Annotated in this window: 15 protein-coding genes; 11 read left to right on the top strand and 4 right to left on the bottom strand. The window is 41.0% G+C overall.

The window, feature by feature from the left end:
* Nucleotides 1-13 precede the first annotated feature (13 nt).
* The 3 genes from C2M25_RS18715 to C2M25_RS18705 all read right to left on the bottom strand — a co-directional run bounded on the left by C2M25_RS18715 (nucleotide 14) and on the right by C2M25_RS18705 (nucleotide 3,183).
* A complete protein-coding gene (locus tag C2M25_RS18715; RefSeq protein ID WP_105181848.1) occupies nucleotides 14-1,402 on the bottom strand; it encodes a serine hydrolase domain-containing protein in 1,389 nt (462 codons plus the stop codon).
* Between the two features lie 165 nt (nucleotides 1,403-1,567).
* Entirely contained in the window at nucleotides 1,568-2,749 is a 1,182-nt protein-coding gene (locus C2M25_RS18710; RefSeq protein WP_105173517.1) for an NAD(P)-dependent alcohol dehydrogenase, read from the bottom strand.
* A gap of 11 nt (nucleotides 2,750-2,760) precedes the next feature.
* Nucleotides 2,761-3,183: a (R)-mandelonitrile lyase gene (locus tag C2M25_RS18705; RefSeq protein WP_063707484.1), complete on the bottom strand. Its 423-nt coding sequence runs from the start codon at nucleotides 3,181-3,183 to the stop codon at nucleotides 2,761-2,763.
* A gap of 185 nt (nucleotides 3,184-3,368) precedes the next feature.
* On the opposite strand from C2M25_RS18705, the gene C2M25_RS18700 reads away from it, so the two are divergent.
* From C2M25_RS18700 to C2M25_RS18685, 4 genes are all read left to right on the top strand, one after another.
* The gene (locus C2M25_RS18700) at nucleotides 3,369-4,106 is read left to right on the top strand and encodes a DUF4097 family beta strand repeat protein (protein WP_105181847.1); all 738 of its coding nucleotides are present in this window, start codon (nucleotides 3,369-3,371) and stop codon (nucleotides 4,104-4,106) included.
* A gap of 151 nt (nucleotides 4,107-4,257) precedes the next feature.
* Nucleotides 4,258-4,770, top strand: coding sequence for a hypothetical protein (locus C2M25_RS18695; RefSeq protein WP_105181846.1), 513 nt, complete (start codon nucleotides 4,258-4,260; stop codon nucleotides 4,768-4,770).
* Between the two features lie 42 nt (nucleotides 4,771-4,812).
* A complete protein-coding gene (locus C2M25_RS18690; protein ID WP_063707487.1) occupies nucleotides 4,813-4,998 on the top strand; it encodes a DUF1289 domain-containing protein in 186 nt (61 codons plus the stop codon).
* Between the two features lie 64 nt (nucleotides 4,999-5,062).
* The gene (locus tag C2M25_RS18685) at nucleotides 5,063-5,857 is read left to right on the top strand and encodes a glycosyltransferase family 25 protein (protein WP_105181845.1); all 795 of its coding nucleotides are present in this window, start codon (nucleotides 5,063-5,065) and stop codon (nucleotides 5,855-5,857) included.
* Between the two features lie 20 nt (nucleotides 5,858-5,877).
* On the opposite strand, the gene C2M25_RS18680 is transcribed toward C2M25_RS18685, so the two are convergent.
* Nucleotides 5,878-7,659 carry a M61 family metallopeptidase gene (locus C2M25_RS18680; RefSeq protein WP_105181844.1) on the bottom strand — a complete coding sequence of 594 codons (1,782 nt, stop codon included), beginning with the start codon at nucleotides 7,657-7,659 and terminating at the stop codon, nucleotides 5,878-5,880.
* A 201-nt stretch (nucleotides 7,660-7,860) separates the two neighbouring features.
* On the opposite strand from C2M25_RS18680, the gene C2M25_RS18675 reads away from it, so the two are divergent.
* From C2M25_RS18675 to C2M25_RS18645, 7 genes are all read left to right on the top strand, one after another.
* Entirely contained in the window at nucleotides 7,861-9,396 is a 1,536-nt protein-coding gene (locus tag C2M25_RS18675; protein ID WP_105181843.1) for a GGDEF domain-containing protein, read from the top strand.
* 71 nt (nucleotides 9,397-9,467) lie between these two features.
* Entirely contained in the window at nucleotides 9,468-10,811 is a 1,344-nt protein-coding gene (gene ppnN / locus C2M25_RS18670) for a nucleotide 5'-monophosphate nucleosidase PpnN (protein ID WP_105181842.1), read from the top strand.
* An 11-nt stretch (nucleotides 10,812-10,822) separates the two neighbouring features.
* Nucleotides 10,823-11,596, top strand: a complete 774-nt coding sequence (gene xni / locus C2M25_RS18665; RefSeq protein ID WP_105181841.1) for a flap endonuclease Xni — start codon at nucleotides 10,823-10,825, stop codon at nucleotides 11,594-11,596.
* A gap of 71 nt (nucleotides 11,597-11,667) precedes the next feature.
* The gene (locus C2M25_RS18660) at nucleotides 11,668-12,051 is read left to right on the top strand and encodes a DUF3192 domain-containing protein (protein WP_063707493.1); all 384 of its coding nucleotides are present in this window, start codon (nucleotides 11,668-11,670) and stop codon (nucleotides 12,049-12,051) included.
* Between the two features lie 18 nt (nucleotides 12,052-12,069).
* Nucleotides 12,070-13,755 carry a hypothetical protein gene (locus C2M25_RS18655; RefSeq protein WP_158679748.1) on the top strand — a complete coding sequence of 562 codons (1,686 nt, stop codon included), beginning with the start codon at nucleotides 12,070-12,072 and terminating at the stop codon, nucleotides 13,753-13,755.
* A gap of 215 nt (nucleotides 13,756-13,970) precedes the next feature.
* Nucleotides 13,971-14,978 (top strand): isocitrate dehydrogenase, encoded by a 1,008-nt coding sequence (locus tag C2M25_RS18650; protein ID WP_063707498.1) that lies wholly within the window; start codon nucleotides 13,971-13,973, stop codon nucleotides 14,976-14,978.
* A gap of 278 nt (nucleotides 14,979-15,256) precedes the next feature.
* Nucleotides 15,257-16,231 carry a transposase gene (locus tag C2M25_RS18645; RefSeq protein WP_105181839.1) on the top strand — a complete coding sequence of 325 codons (975 nt, stop codon included), beginning with the start codon at nucleotides 15,257-15,259 and terminating at the stop codon, nucleotides 16,229-16,231.
* Nucleotides 16,232-16,972 lie beyond the last annotated feature (741 nt).

Genomic DNA, 16,972 nt, shown 5'->3' with positions numbered 1-16,972 from the left:
CCTCAAATCTAAATTAGTGACTGACTTTACCCAGTGCTTTTAAAACATCACGGGTAAAGTCATGTTCACTAAAGCCTTTAAGTCCTGCAAGGTCGTACCCTCGCCTAACAATCACTAACTGCTTGCTTGGAATAATAACCAAATATTGACCACGGTTGCCTCGCGCTGCGATGGTGTCGTTTGGTAATTCAGGGAAACGTCCGTTATAAAGCCACCACTGTGCGCCATACCCTGGTGCTGTTTCTGGGGGTTGAGCTGGGGCAGGTTTACTAATATAACTTAACCAGTCTTTTGGTAATATTTGCTCCCCTTGCCAGCGGCCATTATTGAGGTGTAATAGCCCTAAGCGAGCAAGATCCCTTGAGGTAGTCCACACTTGCGATGACAAAATAAAGTCACTTTGCCAATCTGACTCTAAAAATGTGTGCTGCATACCGATTTTATCGAGTAAATTGTCATACGGATAACGCAAATAGCTCGCCTCATCGTTGAACGTTTCTCGTAAGGCACGTAGCGCTAACATGGTGTCATTATTGGCGTATTTCCAGCGGCTACCTGGCTTTACTTCTAATGCGGTATGCGTTGCAGTATCAGACACTAAACCGCCGCCCATATACACACGGTCTGTCCGGTTGCCCGCTTTATTACTGTCTAAGCCTGATGCCATGTGAAGCAAATTTTCAAGGGTAATTTCGCCACGAGGGTCAAGCGGGTGAGACCAGCTTTCAAGCCCCGCAGGCTTTGTAACATCAAGTCGTTTTTGTGCTACCGCCACACCAATGATGCTCGCGCCAATACTTTTTGCAACAGACCAAGTACGCTGTGCGGTTTCTGGGGTAAAGCCTGCTTTATATTGCTCTGCTAAAATCGCCTCAGGGCTTGCTATTAAAATTGCTGAAGTGCGTGCGCCTTCACCATAATGACGAGTAAAAGCCTGAGCAATAACCTCATCAAGCGCCTTATTACCCGTTGCTTTATTAACACCATTTAACGTTTGCCAAGGCTTACCATCATCCTTTTGGTAGGCTAAATTTTCTTTAAACGGTGCTTGCACGAGTGTTGCAGCTTTAAGGCTTGCCCCTACGGGTAAATCAACACAGCCTAAACGAGGACGCCACACCGATATGCGCTGTTTATCTTTATCGTAATCAACAATGACTCGCTTGTGCTCAGTATCAATGTTCGCTTGCAGTGTTTTTACGGTGTCTGCGATTAAAGGGTAAATACCGGTAAGTTCATCAATATCGATTTGATCTTTGCTTTTACCAGCGTTAAACGTGGCACTACAGGTAAAATTGGCGACGTACCCAGCGGCATAGGCTTTTAAGGTTGTATCTGTTTCTTCGCTACAAACAAAAAAGCTGGTGCACAACAACGTACTTAGGAAGGTTATTCTTTTCATTATTACTCCTTGGGGGCCAAAGAGTTTAAATTAGCAAAAGAAAAAAATAATGATATGTTTTTACGGCAGTATTCGCTCTTTAAGCGACAAATCGCCGAATAAAAAAGGAACAACAAAAAACGCCATACTGGGTATGGCGTTTGGCTTACTCAATCTAAAAATTATTTAAAATGTTGAGGCATCAATGACATAACGATAGCGCGCTTTTTTATCCACCACGCTTTGCCATGCATTATTGATTTCAGAGGCTTTGATTAACTGGGTTGCTGGCAGAATATTATTCTTAGCACAGTAATCAACAACGTCTTGCGTTTCTTGCATATCACCAATTAACGAAGCATTAAAGTTTACGCGGCTTGCAGCCAATGCTAATGCATTCATGTTTAATGAAAATTCTTCTGGCATCCCCACTTGGGTGTAGGTGCCAAATGGTTTTACTAATGAAGCATATTTAGCGACATCATATTTAACTGGCAAGGTATTAATTAAATAATCAAGCTGCGACTTATGTTCGTTGTAAGCGTCTTCACCGTCCACAACAACCACTTTAGCGCCAAAGGCTTTAATATCGGCTACTTTGTCTTTAGAGCTAGTGAACGCGTAGACATCAGCACCTTGCGACGCAGCCAATTTAACAGCTAAGTGCCCAAGCCCACCAATACCAACAACACCTACTTTATCGCCTTTTTTCAAGTTGAATTTAAGCAGCGGAGAATACGTTGTAATGCCGGCACATAATAAAGGAGCAGCATGCTCTAAACTCATGTTTTCAGGAATATGCACTGCAAAATGATCGCGAACAACAATGTTATTCGAGTAACCACCTTGTGTGATACCCGTCGGTGAGCGCTCATCAGGGTATCCATAAGTGAATTTTGTTACTGGGCAATATTGCTCGCCTTGATCTTTACAGCTATTGCAGTCAAGACAGCTATCAACCATACAACCTACACCAGCACGGTCGCCCACTTTAAACTTAGTCACATTCTTACCGACCGCAGTTACGATACCTGCAATTTCATGACCCGGTACTTGAGGGTATTGCTGTGCGCCCCAATGGCCTTTCATCTGATGAATATCTGAGTGGCAAATACTGGCGAATTTAATTTCGATTAAAATATCGTTATCACCAACTGGGCGTCTTTCAAACTCCCATGGTTTTAGTAAGCCTGAATTATCAAAAGCCGCATAGCCTCGAGATTTTATATTGCCATTTGCAAGCTGCTCAGATGATGCTGCAAACGAAGGCGCCGCAAAGCCACCTAATAACAGGCCTGCGCCTAAAGCCGAACTCGTTTTAATAAAATTACGACGTGATAAGTCTTGCGTTTCATGTTTGTCACACATTCCAATGTACCTTATGCTAAATAATCTTCATCAGAAACAGCTTCGAACCAATCAACAGGTTTACCATCCAGTGCTTCTTGAATTGCTACGTGCTTCATTGCACTATCAGCTGTTGCACCATGCCAGTGCCTTTTTCCGCAGTTACACCAAATTAAATCACCTGGATTGATGACTGTTTTCTCACCACCCTCGCACTGTGTCCAACCTTGACCTTCTGTAACTAATAAAACTTGGCCGAGTGGATGAGAATGCCAATTGGTGCGAGCACCTTTTGAAAACTCCACCACAGCAACACCAACGCGTGCAGGTGCAGGGGCATTAAATAAAGTACTAATTTGCACTTTACCTGTGAAACATTCGGCTGGCCCTGCAATTGGATCTTGAGAACCTGACTTAATCACTTGCATATCGTTTGTTTGCGCTGAATCACTCATGTGTTTCTCCTTGGCTTGCTTAGGTTATGGTCTACTATTTCAGTCTAAAGCATCGCGAAAAACCATAAATGCCTGAAGCTCGCGCATTCTTGCCTATTTGTGTAAAGAATTTTTAAACCCTTTAAACCTTTTTATCAGCACCTGCGACTAAGCTAATAACACCACACATTTGAAAGGGAAGAACCATGTTAAGTACAGTAAAAACACTCTCACTCATTGCCGCAGGCTTATTATCAGCACAGACATTTGCTTGGGGTGAAATGCCTCTACAAGCAACTAAAAACCTAACGCTAGATGCAGCATCATTAAGTGCTTTAAAAGTAGAGGCAGGCTCAGGCTTTTTACACATTACCGGTAGTGACAGTGATCAAGTGACCGTTAAAGCCGAGATTTATCAAGAAAAGCCACATGATGAGTATTGCTTAACGCTTGAAGCTAAAGATAAGCGTGCTGCGCTAAGTGCAGGCCAATGTGAATATCAAACCAACAAACAAACTCGCATTGATTTAACTGTTTCTATCCCTCGTTCATTTAATGTTGATGTGCACGATGGGTCGGGTGAAATTATTATCAGCAAAGTCGCTAATACAGTGATCAACGATGGTTCTGGTTCAATTACCGCGAATGACATTACAGGCACATTAGAAATCAATGATGGTTCGGGTAGCATTGATGTCCGTAATGTAAGCCATGATATTAAAATTCATGACGGCTCTGGCAATATTAATGTTGCTAAAGCACAGGGCAATATTGAAGTACACGATGGCTCAGGCGGTATCGACTTAAATGATATTTCGGGTGATGTTGTCGTTTCAGATGGTTCGGGCAGCATTCGCGTTGATACCGCAGCAAACTTTGAGTTACTAAGTGATGGTTCTGGCTCAGTAAAAGTGACCAACATTGCTGGTAAAACTAAGATTTAAGCCCACGCTTCACCGTTATTAGCAACTAAAATGCCTTCCTTTGCGAAGGCATTTTAAATTGTAATCACCAATCTTTATTAGCATTTTTACAAGGGCTTAGGTATCCTTTAGGAAACGTTTAAGGAACTGCTATTTAAAAGGATAGCCTGATATGAAAAAGCCACTCGCCGCCTTACTAACTGGCCTTGTTTTAACGGGTTGTACAGGACTAACAACTGAACAACAAGCGGCCATTGATAACCTAACCCCTTGCGAGAAAATCAATGCCCTATTAGGTGCTTACGACAACCGCTTTGAAGGCTTAAAACGTAGCCGTGTAAATACAAAATACATGGAAACATGGACAGCAAAATACAACCTTATTGCCGATAACTGTCAAATCACAGCGCTTGATAAAGACAATGTCACCTACCGCTGTTTAGGCAACTATGAGCAACAGCAGCAAGCTGTCGCTGATCACACCCGTGCGGTTAACTTTACCCAAGCGTGTTTAGCAGGTAATAATTGGCATCAAACACAAAAAGAATCTGCTGAATCGTTACGCACCACGTTTGTACTTGACGAAAACAACCCTGTTATTTCAATTCACTCGGGTAAAACCCTGTCGCGTAAACAGCCTTGGTCTACCACCCTTGAAATTGGTAAGCCAGTTGAAGGTAAGTAATACACTTTGGAAGGCTAATAGACATTAGCCTTCACATTAACTATGACAAAATCAAAAATACCAACCAGCCACTTTAAAACAGATTGCATCGGTCAATGTCATCGCCTAAACGGCTTTTGTACTGGCTGTGGTCGCAGTAATGATGAAATTTTTGATTGGATCATTTTATCCGAGCAAGAAAAACAAGCGATTTTAAACACTCCCCGTCCTGACATAAAAGCGAAATAGTTCTGACACCCAAGCGTCATTAAAGCTTGTTAGCCTGATTAAAACTGACCATCAGGTAACGATAATGACCGCTATTTTTGTAATCAACTTAGCAAGCTCTACTGAACGATTAAACCGTGTAAGCCATGAGCTCAACGCACAAAATTTGGCATTTGAACGCCTTGATGCAATTGATGGCAGGACACTGTCGGATTCAGCGATTGCCCAGCATTACAGTGCTGATTTAAACCTGAAAAAATATCATAAGCCCTTGAGTAAGGGTGAAATTGGCTGCTACCTGAGTCACAGAAAAGCATGGCAAACTATTGTCGATAGGGAGTTAGAATACGCGATTATTTTAGAAGATGACTTTGTTCTCGACCGCTCAATTCACAGTGCAATTGAAAACATAAATACTTTGAAACAGCCTTGGCAACTAATAAAGTTGGCAGCTTATAAAGACCGTAATCGCGACATTGCTTTTACAAAACCCCTTGCTGATGAGCAACATTTAGTTATTCATAAAAAGCTTATGTCTGGCTGCTGTGCAACGGCTGTTAGTTTGGCCGGAGCAAAAGCGCTATTAAAAGCCACTGCCACATTTGGCCGCCCCGTAGACTGCGATTTACAGCACGTTTGGGAAACTGGCGTATATGGATACTCTTTACTGCCCTACCCGGTATCACAACCCGATAATTCACAAAGCGATATTCGTGATAGATCAAGCAAAGTTAAAAAGTCGTTTTGGCGACGTAAAAAGCAGCAACTTCACAGTGCACTATTAAACGCACAATACACAAAGCAGTTTGTAAAAGCGCAGCAAACACCGAACAAAAAGAAAGGAGCCGCAGCTCCTCTCTTACCAATCAAAAATCATTAACGAGTTATTTTGCTTGGCTGTTATTTAGCTTGATTTGGGTGGTCAACACCCATCCATGCTTTAAACAATGCCATTTGAGCTGGTGTTGCATCTTTTAATGCTTTGACCTTTTTCTCTTTATCAAAATCTTCGCTCAGTGTCAGTGTCGTGCTTTGAAGTGCATCACGTCTAATGAAATCAACAGTGACTGTGTCGCCTGCTTTGAATGTTTCAAGGCTGGCTGTTAAATCTTTACCCACATGCTTTTTGTTGAACGCGACAATTTTATCATCTGTCGTTAAGCCCGCTTGCCATGCAGCGCCACCACGACGAACATGAGTCAGAGTTAGTAACTCACCGCTATCTTTTGCCATAGAATCAATACTCGGTACTGATTTTGCGCCTTCTGGGCGAGTTAAACCTAAACCGACTTTTGCAAGTAGCGAATCAAAGTCGATAGCAGCTGGCTCATCCACATTCGCTTGCCACCAAGCACTGTAATCGCGACCTGTTAGCTCTTTTAAAATCGCTTTTACATCATCAGGGGTAAAGCCATCTGGTAAACGATGCTTGTTGTAAAGTGCACGGTGAACATCGCGGTAACTGATTTTGCCATCGCTTTTTTCTAGCAAATCAATATCAAGTGCCATTGAGATCAATGAACCTTCTAAATAGATATTGGTGCTGTAGTTACGAGCGTGGTCGCCGCCTTGGTTGATCCACTTATCAAAGCTTGTTTCGGTTGCACTTTGCACTTCACGACCTGGTGTTTGTAAGTGACGATTAATCGTTTTTGTTAACGTACCAAAGAACTCATCCGTTGTTTCAATACCCGAGCGCACCATTAAGTGATCTTCAAAGTAGCTGGTTGAGCCCTCTGCAATCCATAATGTTTTTGCGTAGTTAATATTGGTGTAGTCGTAAGGTGCAATACCTTTAGGACGGTACGCTTTCACGTTCCACGTATGAATAAATTCGTGTGCTGCGGTGCTGATAAACGCAAGGTAATCTTTGCGAGAACCAAAACGGTCACGTGGGCGCTGGATAATTGTTGAGTTTAAATGCTCGGTGGCACCGCCGGCACCTGACGTAGCATGAACCATAAATACATAACGCTCATACGGGTAACCATCCCAAATAACATTACCCGTTGTGACTAGCTTTTTAAGGTCGGTTAGCATTTTATCTACGTCGTAATTGCCATCACCCCAAATAACGAGTTCGTATTCACGGTCATCAACGGTGAACTTATGTAGCTCATTGATACCACTTTCGATTGGTGAATCGACTAAGATATCGTAATCAGCGGCTTTAAAGCTGTGTTTAGAACCCGCGTTTTCCATTCCCGATACTGAACGCCATGCTTTTGGTACATTTAGTTTTACGGTTACCGGGTCTTGACGAAATGATTCGCTGAACATGAAAAAGCCCGATGCATCAATAAATGCATGGCTGTCATCAATGTGACGAGCACGTTTACCTAGCTCGTTTGCGTACACTTGGTAATCCACATTAACTTGAGTTGGCTCATTTAGGTGAACACGCCAAGTGCTGTGATCAATTTTTTCCCACTTTAGTGGTTTACCGTCATCGTCTTTTGCTTCGAAAAAGCGTACGCCATTGGCAAGGTTTAAAATTTCGTAACGACCAGTTCGCCATGCAGGTAGTTTAATATCTAAATGTGCTTGAGCAGTTTGGGGAAATTCAACACTCACATTACCTAGATGATGCTCAGGCTGAGTAATAGACAGTGAGTAGTTTACATCTGCAAACGCACTGCTAGAACAGGCCGCCAAAATAGACATTGCCAAAAACTTTTTCATAACAACTCTTTTTATTACTATCAAAATTGCGAAATAGCCTAACAATTGCGAGAAAAAATGTGAATTAAAAACCGATAAACTGCCATTGCAACAAGTTTGATAGACAAAATAGCTAAGTTTTTGACTTGGAACCTACATTTCGTATTAATTTGTTGTAAACTTAGCGTATAGCAATTTGAATCTTGATGGCGGTATTACTAGGTGCAGCAGCAGCATGATGTTCTTAATAAAAAGTTAAAGCAAGCGATCGACGCTCGAACAGTGGTCGAGGACGCGCGCAAGCATCAAGTTGATGTACTTTCTCAGTTCGCAGCGAAACTCTCGCTCAGCTGTAAAGGACTAGACATTGAGTTAGACAATCGTTTAGCTAAATTCAGAAATGCCCTTAAGAAAGGGGTTAAGTTTGAATTGCTAACGCCATTTATCGATGACGTGCTTGGCCTATTAAGGCAACAAGAAACCAAGCAGATGACATTGCAACGCGAATTGAACCAAAGCGTTACAGATGCAGGTAAACAGCTACAAAAAGTAAAAGGCTTACCTGATGATGCCCGTCGCTCATTACGCTATTTACTCGATCACGAATTAAATAATATTCAGTCTAATCATGACTTTGTACCACTACTTTCAAAGCTAGTGGTTATCTATCATCAAGCCCTACAAGCTAAGCTTGCAGCAACAAGTTCAGCTGAGGCGCAAATCAAACCTGAACTTGCTAGACAGCTACTAACCCTAGCAAATGACTTAGTGCTTGAAGATGAAAGTGCCGAGCAAATTAAGACTATCAAAAGTCAAATTACTCATAATGATAGTGTTGACGACCTGCTTGATTCGGCGCTGAACATTATCAGCATTGTCACGCGTAATATGAGTAAAGAGCGCCAATCTGCTCAAAGCTTTTTGATCTCTTTAAATCAAACAATCGAAGATTTACATCATTCTATTGTTTCTACCAGTAAGCATTCAGAATCACTCAGCGCTGAATACGAAACGCTTAACAAACAAATTGAAGCTAAAATTAAAAACTTGCACACGCAAACGCAGCAAGCCACGTCTATTTCGTCACTTAAAGAGCTAGTAGAAGAAGAGTTAAAATCATTAAGTGATGATTTAATTGCGAAAGAAAAACTAGAACAAGCAGAACGCGAGAACTTACTTGCAAGCTTTAACGATATTAATAGCCGCATTAGTCATTTAGAAACCAAGCTTTCGACCTACAAACAGCGCCTCAATGAGCAGCGCTTTAAAAGCTTACTCGATGGCCTAACTAAGTTGCCAAACCGTGCAGCCTTTGATGAGCGTTTTAGTCATGAATTTAACTTATTTAATGTGCAAGAATCAGACATTACCTTTGTGGTGATAGATGTTGACCACTTTAAATCAATCAATGACAAATATGGCCACAGTGCTGGTGATAAAACGCTGCAAGTGATTGCTAAAGCACTACAAAAATCAATTCGTAAATCAGACTTTATTGCCCGTTACGGTGGCGAAGAGTTTGTGTTATTAATGACAGGAATGTCGATTGAAAATGCCGCTATGCCGCTTGAAAAACTGCGCAAAACAATTCAAGGCATTCCGTTTAAATTTAAAGATAAGCAAGTAGAAATCACCATTTCTATTGGTGCAACCCAATTGAAAAAAGGTGATACCCCGCTGATTGCCTTTGACCGTGCAGACGAAGCACTATACAAAGCCAAGAACGAGGGACGAAATAAAGTTTGCATTAGCAAATAAAGGCCTCATTTACTAAGTGAGGTCTTTGACACACAATGATAAAGGCTCATTGACGAGCCGGGAGAGTGCTTATGTTAAAACAACTGAATCCTACAGGTGTACTGGATTTACTATCGCAACTAGAAGTTGATCTACTCGAACAATCATCCACCAGCGAGCGCTATAAATTATTTAGGAACTGTGTGCTCGCGGTTCTCAATGTGGGCAGCCACACCGACTCAAGCTCTGAAATTTACAATAAATACGAAGACTTTGATATTCGCTTATTAAGCCGCGAACGTGGGATTAAAATCGAACTTGAAAACCCACCTGAATCTGCTTTTGTTGATGGCGAAATTATTACCGGTATTCATGAACATATCTTCTCGGTTATTCGCGATATACTGTTTATTTGTCAAAAGTACGAAAAAGATTTAACAGAGCAAAAAGCCATTACTCATATGGTCTTTGATATGCTGCGAAACGCAGGTGCGCTAAGAGTAAATAGCGACCCAAGCATGATAGTTTGTTGGGGCGGCCACTCCATTAACGAAGTTGAATACAAATACACCAAGCAAGTTGGTTATGAGCTTGGCCTTCGTGGCTTAAATATTTGTACTGGCTGTGGCCCTGGGGCAATGAAAGGCCCGATGAAAGGTGCCACCATTGGTCATGCCAAGCAGCGTATTACGAATAATCGTTACTTAGGTTTAACTGAACCAAGTATTATTGCTGCTGAGCCGCCTAACCCGATTGTAAACGAGCTAGTGATTTTACCAGATATCGAAAAGCGTTTAGAAGCATTCGTTCGTACTGCCCATGGTATTATTATTTTCCCTGGTGGTGCGGGTACCGCAGAAGAGCTGTTATACCTTTTAGGTATTTTGCTTCACCCAGATAACGAAAAGCAGTGTTTACCTGTGATCTTAACTGGCCCTAAACAAAGTGAAAATTACTTTATTGAGCTGTGTAAATTCGTTGAGAAAACATTGGGTAAAGCTGCACTTGATAAGTTTGAAGTGATCATTGATGACCCAGAACGCGTTGGTAAAACGCTTAAAGCCAAAATGGCTGAAGTACGTGAATACCGTAAAAGCCAAGGTGATGCTTATTACTTTAACTGGACACTTAAAATCGATCATGATTTCCAACAGCCGTTTGCTCCAACACATGCTAATATGTCGGGCTTAGATTTGCATTTAGATCAACCCACTCAGCAACTCGCAGCAAATTTACGCCGTGCGTTTTCAGGCATCGTGGCTGGTAATGTTAAAGATGAAGGCTTACAAGCCATTAAGCAACATGGCCGCTTTGTGCTAAGTGGCGAACCCGCGCTTATGGCTGATATGGACAAACTGCTGGCAGCATTTGTTGAGCAAGGCCGTATGAAGTTACCTGGCAGTAAGTACATTCCTTGCTATGAGATCAAAGCCTAACAGGAGCCAATGTGACAACCCAATTACTTTTAATAGATGCGCTAAATCTTATTAGGCGCATCTATGCTGTTGATAGTAATCAGAGTCATCACAGTGAAGAACATATGATAAAAGCAAGCTGTGCCCGAGTGGCACATGCTTGTAAAAAATTACGCCAGCAGTGTAATGCGACTCATGCTATTGCCGTGTTTGATGGCGAGAAAAGCTGGCGCTATCATTACTTCGAGGCATACAAAAGTACACGTTCACCAATGCCTGACACCCTCAAGCAAAACTTATCACGCTTTAAACAAGCAATTGAAGAAACTGGCATTGTGGTGTTTTCACCTGATAACGATGAAGCCGACGATATCATTGCCACCCTTGCTCACAAAGCCGCGACTAACAATGTAGCTTCGACGATTGTATCTACCGACAAAGGGTTTTTACCGTTTTTATCTGAGCAAATTGCCATTTTTGATTACTTCAAAAAGCAATACATTGAGCTTGAAGATATCAAGCAACGCTTTGATGTACCAAAGCATCGACTTGCTGATTTTTGGGCTTTAGCTGGTGATAAAACTAACGATATTCCGGGCGTTAAAGGGATAGGTAATAAGTCGGCGCAGCAACTAATAAATGATTATGAATCAATAGAAGCAGCCATTAACGATGATGAGCTCAACCCAACTCTAAAACGCAAGCTGAGTTCAGAAATGGACATGTTTGTGATATCAAAAAACCTCGTTATGCTGCGTACCGATATTAACTTAGGCTTTAGTTTAAAGCAGTTAAGACTCAATTAGTCGCAATCTCGTAGCACAGTTTGCTAACTGAGCGTATACTGAAAATTCGCGTTAGTTTTATAGAGTTACACATGTTTAAAAAGGTTTTCCAATATCTGGTACTTGGGTTAGGTGTTTATGCACTGATAGCAACCCTTGTGATCACTTTTTATAAAGATGATCCGCAAGCCATGATCTGGCAAGACCGTGAAGCTTTTAATAAACGCTACATCGCAAAACTAACGATTGATAAGCCTGAAAACCTTAATGCGGTGCTTGATTATTTAGGCAGCCCCGATCTAACCTATGCTAAACGAGTCAAAGACAATGTTTGGCAGATTATTTTTTACCGCACTCAGCATGTTAAATCTGATGGGATAACCACCATAGATGAATGCACAGGCCTACTTTTTAAAAATGGTCAGCTGGTATTATGGGGGCCAAGTGCCTATGAAAGCTATCAACAAGAAACCTAACCGCTTATGATGGAAAACGTGACGCCACGGGAATTGGCACGCTTATTTGATAGTACGCACCAGCTACTTAAGCTTTATCATCAAAAGCAAAAATGGTCACAAATTTTCCCTTTATTAAGTAACCTTGCTGAGCGGTATTACCTAATATACCAAGCTTGCCCAAAAGGGATGCAAGCGCAACTAAGCCTGTATGTATCAAACCACGGCTACACCACAAATTTAGTCGTAAACCAATGTGTTATAGCTTGTATATTGTGTCGTAGTCTTAACTACAACCAAGCTATTAGTGAACAAATTATTAGCTGCTGTTTAGCAAACTATCTTTGCGTGCAATCCCAAAGTAATAAATTGGCCGCAGGTCAGGCACTGACGCATCAAGATAAAAAGCTTTGGCAGTGTCGCCATCAGTTAGCAGCAAAATTGCTAAAAGACTCAGGCCCACATACACTCTCGATTCAGCATTTATTAGCGCGTTTAAATAAATATAAGCAAGCCCTATTAAGCGCGCCAAAAATTATGATTTACGATGGCGCAACAACCCTAGTTGCTTTGGCTAATATTATTGCCATGAATACGACTTATCGCGAATCAGGTGGTCACATTAGTGTGCATAAAGCCTTAGCTGATATTTATTTGCGGACACCAAACGAGTTTGCTCAAAATGCAATAAAAGAACTGATTGCGCATATTGGCCCTTATATTCCAGCCAGTGAAGTAAAGTATGCGGAACAAGTGCTTATCTATTTAACCACTGATGAACATGGTCGCCATATTTTGGTTGATGCCAGCCGCCCTGAAAAGATTCGCTGGCATCGCTTTAAAGCAAATCTAACCATATTTGATAAACAAAGACCTTGCCAAGACACTCGTTTGCTATACACAGTATGGTTTAGTGAAAACATTAACTTTGCTGAGTCACAACCACTTAATCAGCAGCGCAGGCAGCACTATTTAACGTTAATAAGTGCGCTAAAAGTATCAAAAGAATACAGCTACAGTGGCTTAAATAAGCTTTTGAGCCCCTACCCTGAATTGATTACGCAACTTACAATTGCTGTGAAGCCATACAATAAAGAACAGCAAAGAGCCAAAGATTTACGCCATTGTTTATCAATGGTCGGATACGATAACGCCCCTGCAATTATCCAAAAAGTCTTGTTTCAGCGTTTAGTTGCAACCACATCGCACCCGCTTTTTCAGCATATTTCTAAACGCCTAGAAAATATGGTGCGAATTATTCAGGCGCTATTTAAACACTCAGAGACCGTTCAATTTGAGCAGGTTGCTTTACCTTTATATGCTTATGTTTTATACCTTTGTGAGCATCAAGCAACGAGCCTTTCTCGCAAAACCGTATTTGAGCAGGCCGAAGAGCAGGTAATAAGCCCACCACTTGCCTGTTTATTTGGAGTAAACCACCTAGATCAGGCTCCTTTGACAGAGTATTTAAATCAACTGATTGGTGATAATAGCTGGACACAGCATTTACTTGGCAGTGAGCAACAAAAGAAACAACAGCTTGATATCAATGAAAAGCATTGGGTCGCGATTAAGCTATTTACCTATTACGTTTTTCAGCCTAAGGCGCTGTTTAGTAGTTGGCAAGAACAGATTATTTTCGACAGTTTATCGGCTGCTGGTTGGCACTCAAAAGCAGATTTTTATGCATATCTGAAAAACTGTGAATTTGCAGACAATTTTTAGAATGTGTTGTTAAAAAGTGCGAAAACGTTAAATAAATATGAACTTTAGTCTGTTTATAGTCAGTATTCACAGGATAAACTGGCAAAAAGCTGAATAAATTGCTATAAAAGCCGCTTAAATTTTCAAACACATCCACGTAAACCTTCTAACAAGTAAATCGCATGCTATTTCGCGACGAGTTTACGTGTTTATCTACTCATAAATAGGAAAAGTAAATGGCTAAACAAACCATCACAGTGATCAAAGGCGACGGCATTGGTCCTAGCATTATTGATTCAGCACTTGAGATCCTTAAAGCTGCAGGTTGCGATTTTGATTATGAATTCGTTGATGCTGGCCTTGCTGCCCTAGAAAAAACTGGTGAGTTACTTCCGCAAGAAACAATCGACACAATCGCGCGTAACAAGATCACTTTAAAAGGTCCATTAACGACACCAGTAGGTGAAGGTTTTACATCAATCAACGTAACTTTACGTAAAAAGTTTGGCCTTTATGCAAACGTTCGTCCTGTTAAATCATTCGCAGGTACGCAAGCTCGTTACGACGATATCGATATCATTACAGTTCGTGAAAACACGCAAGGTATGTACTCAGGTCTTGGCCAAGTTGTTTCTGAAGATGGTAACGAAGCAGAAGCAATGTCAAAAATCACCCGTGAAGGTGCTGAAAAAATCGTCACTTTTGCATACGAACTAGCGGTTCGTGAAGGTCGTAAAAAAGTAACGGCTGTACACAAAGCTAACATCCTTAAATCAACATCTGGTTTATTCTTAAAAGTTGCACGTGAAGTCGCTGAGCGTTACCCACAAATCGAATCAACTGAAATGATTGTTGATGCAACATGTATGAAACTAGTTATGACTCCTGATGAGTTTGATGTAATCGTTACTACAAACTTATTCGGTGACATCTTATCTGATCTATGTGCTGGTCTTGTTGGTGGTCTAGGTATGGCTCCTGGCGCAAACATTGGTGAAGATGCAGCTATCTTCGAAGCTGTACACGGTAGCGCACCAGACATCGCTGGTAAAAACCTTGCAAACCCAACATCAGTGATCTTAGCATCTATCCAAATGCTAGAGCACCTAGGTATGGCTGACACTGCAGAGCGTATCCGCAGCGCTGTTGCTGATGTTATCAAAACAGGCGACCGTACAACTCGCGACCTTGGCGGCAGCCACGGTACTACAGACTTCACTCAAGCTGTAATTGAGCGTCTATAAGAGAACTCTTGTTTAAGGCTTATTAGAAGCAAATAACCCTTAAACACCTCTTTATCAAAAGCCAGTCTCCGACTGGCTTTTTTGTTGCCCTACATTATTGGATTCTTATTTGGACATCCACTTTTAATCCACTTTTTTCTAACAAGATCTAAAACATAACTAGACACCCACTTTACCCTTTGCTCTTCCACAAAACTAAATAGACATCCAACTTAATATTTCTCACTTCTCAAAACTATGACTAAACTTATACTGTTCAACTCATGGAGGAGAAGAGCATGGCAACCCCTCGTAGAAACTTAATTAGCGTTTCAAACACCCCTTACTATCACTGTATTTCACGCTGTGTTCGTCGCGCTTATTTGTGCGGACTAGATCCACTAACTGGCCGTTCATATGAACACCGGCGCGATTGGGTTGAAAACAAACTTCTTCAACTTGACAGGATATTTTGTATTGATATTTGCGCCTACGCCGTTATGAGTAACCACACGCATTTGGTCCTTCACATCGATATAGCAAAAGCAAAGCGCTTGAATAATAAAGCGATTCTGATTAGGTGGCACAAGTTATTTAAAAGTACATTCTTATGTGAACGATTCTTAAATGGCGAATTGCTAACACAAGCCGAACTCGCTGTAGTTAATGCCAGAGTTGATTTATATCGAGAACGACTCAGCAGTATTAGTTGGTTTATGCGTGTGCTTAATGAAAGCATTGCACGAAAAGCGAATCTAGAAGATGAATGCAAAGGACGGTTTTGGGAAGGTCGCTTTAAATCACAAGCTTTGCTTGATGAAGCAGCACTAGCTGCTTGCCTTGCCTATGTTGACTTAAACCCCGTAAGAGCAAAAGCGGCTGATTTACCAGAAGAATCTGACTACACCAGTATTAAATCTAGAATTAATGCAGCACAAAATAATAAACAACCAAAATCACTAATGCGCTTTGCAGGTAAACCACGCAAACACATGCCTAGAGGGCTACCATTTGAGCTCAAAACATATCTAAAACTTGTTGATTGGACGGGCCGCTCAATACGAGAAGATAAGCCAGGTAAAATCCCAGAAGATGCGTTACCAATTCTTGAAAGACTAAATATTTGTACTGATAACTGGCTTACACTCACCACCTCTTTTACACGTTCATTTAAAAATACAGCGGGTAAAGAGCAAGCTATAACTGCTTATACAAATCACATGAAACGAAAACGAAGAAGCTCTATAGCAAATAGCTTAGCCTTATTTGCTTAATTGAGCATTCGACACTAGAAATCAATCTTACAGATCCAATCCTTTTCATTCGAGAGGCAAAATGACTTATGCAACTAGAGATATCCAATCTGCAAAACTCAAGAATATTTCAGCACATAAGGCTGAAATTTAATTGATGACAATGAAAAATCACTACTTTCCTAGCAATTCAACTTGTTCGCAATAATTCACATCTATATTAAGCTGCATCATATTAAAAATAAGATGGGTGTCTGGTTAAATTTAAGTTGGCTGTCTTTTTAAAAAAGCCAAACCTTATTGTACCGAGGTATTAAAGTGGGTGTCTAAATATCTCCTTTATCTGATTCTTATTAAAAATAAAGTGAGTGTCTAATTATAAAAAAAACCGATTCTGATAGTAGCTAAGTTATGCAAGGCAGTAATGTAAATGCATTATCTATTGGTATAGTTAGCAATTTGCCACACGAACAATTCAACGCATAGTTCCACCTAAAAACAATGACAATTAAGCATGTAGATGCAACAAAAATATCAAAAAATCGAAATAAAGAAAAATTAATGCAAAAAGCCACATTTGCGGTTGACATCAGTTTCCAAAACGCTTAAAAATACTCCTAACATTTTTTAAACAGCAGCTATCTAGTCGGCTGTGCATTTTTTAGAAGAAAATTAAAAAATAATGAATATTCGCCGTCACCTTTTAGTCGTCAACGTTCTCGTACTGGTCTTAGTTACAAGCCCAGCGGGAGGCTATTAAAA

Source organism: Pseudoalteromonas sp. T1lg21, from assembly GCF_002964625.1.
In the GTDB taxonomy this organism is placed as follows: domain Bacteria; phylum Pseudomonadota; class Gammaproteobacteria; order Enterobacterales; family Alteromonadaceae; genus Pseudoalteromonas; species Pseudoalteromonas gelatinilytica.
The sequence above is the reverse complement of the archived record's forward strand: the minus strand, read 5'-3'. Positions and strand labels throughout refer to the sequence as shown.

Bases quoted from the DNA above. Each gene is read 5' to 3' on its own strand.
- C2M25_RS18680 (WP_105181844.1), bottom strand. From the start codon at position 7,659: ATGAAAAAGTTTTTGGCAATGTCTATTTTGGCGGCCTGTTCTAGCAGT.
- ppnN (WP_105181842.1), top strand. From the start codon at position 9,468: ATGTTAAAACAACTGAATCCTACAGGTGTACTGGATTTACTATCGCAA.
- C2M25_RS18650 (WP_063707498.1), top strand. From the start codon at position 13,971: ATGGCTAAACAAACCATCACAGTGATCAAAGGCGACGGCATTGGTCCT.
- C2M25_RS18685 (WP_105181845.1), top strand. From the start codon at position 5,063: ATGACCGCTATTTTTGTAATCAACTTAGCAAGCTCTACTGAACGATTA.
- C2M25_RS18660 (WP_063707493.1), top strand. From the start codon at position 11,668: ATGTTTAAAAAGGTTTTCCAATATCTGGTACTTGGGTTAGGTGTTTAT.
- C2M25_RS18715 (WP_105181848.1), bottom strand. From the start codon at position 1,402: ATGAAAAGAATAACCTTCCTAAGTACGTTGTTGTGCACCAGCTTTTTT.
- C2M25_RS18705 (WP_063707484.1), bottom strand. From the start codon at position 3,183: ATGAGTGATTCAGCGCAAACAAACGATATGCAAGTGATTAAGTCAGGT.
- C2M25_RS18695 (WP_105181846.1), top strand. From the start codon at position 4,258: ATGAAAAAGCCACTCGCCGCCTTACTAACTGGCCTTGTTTTAACGGGT.
- C2M25_RS18690 (WP_063707487.1), top strand. From the start codon at position 4,813: ATGACAAAATCAAAAATACCAACCAGCCACTTTAAAACAGATTGCATC.
- C2M25_RS18710 (WP_105173517.1), bottom strand. From the start codon at position 2,749: ATGTGTGACAAACATGAAACGCAAGACTTATCACGTCGTAATTTTATT.
- C2M25_RS18700 (WP_105181847.1), top strand. From the start codon at position 3,369: ATGTTAAGTACAGTAAAAACACTCTCACTCATTGCCGCAGGCTTATTA.
- C2M25_RS18645 (WP_105181839.1), top strand. From the start codon at position 15,257: ATGGCAACCCCTCGTAGAAACTTAATTAGCGTTTCAAACACCCCTTAC.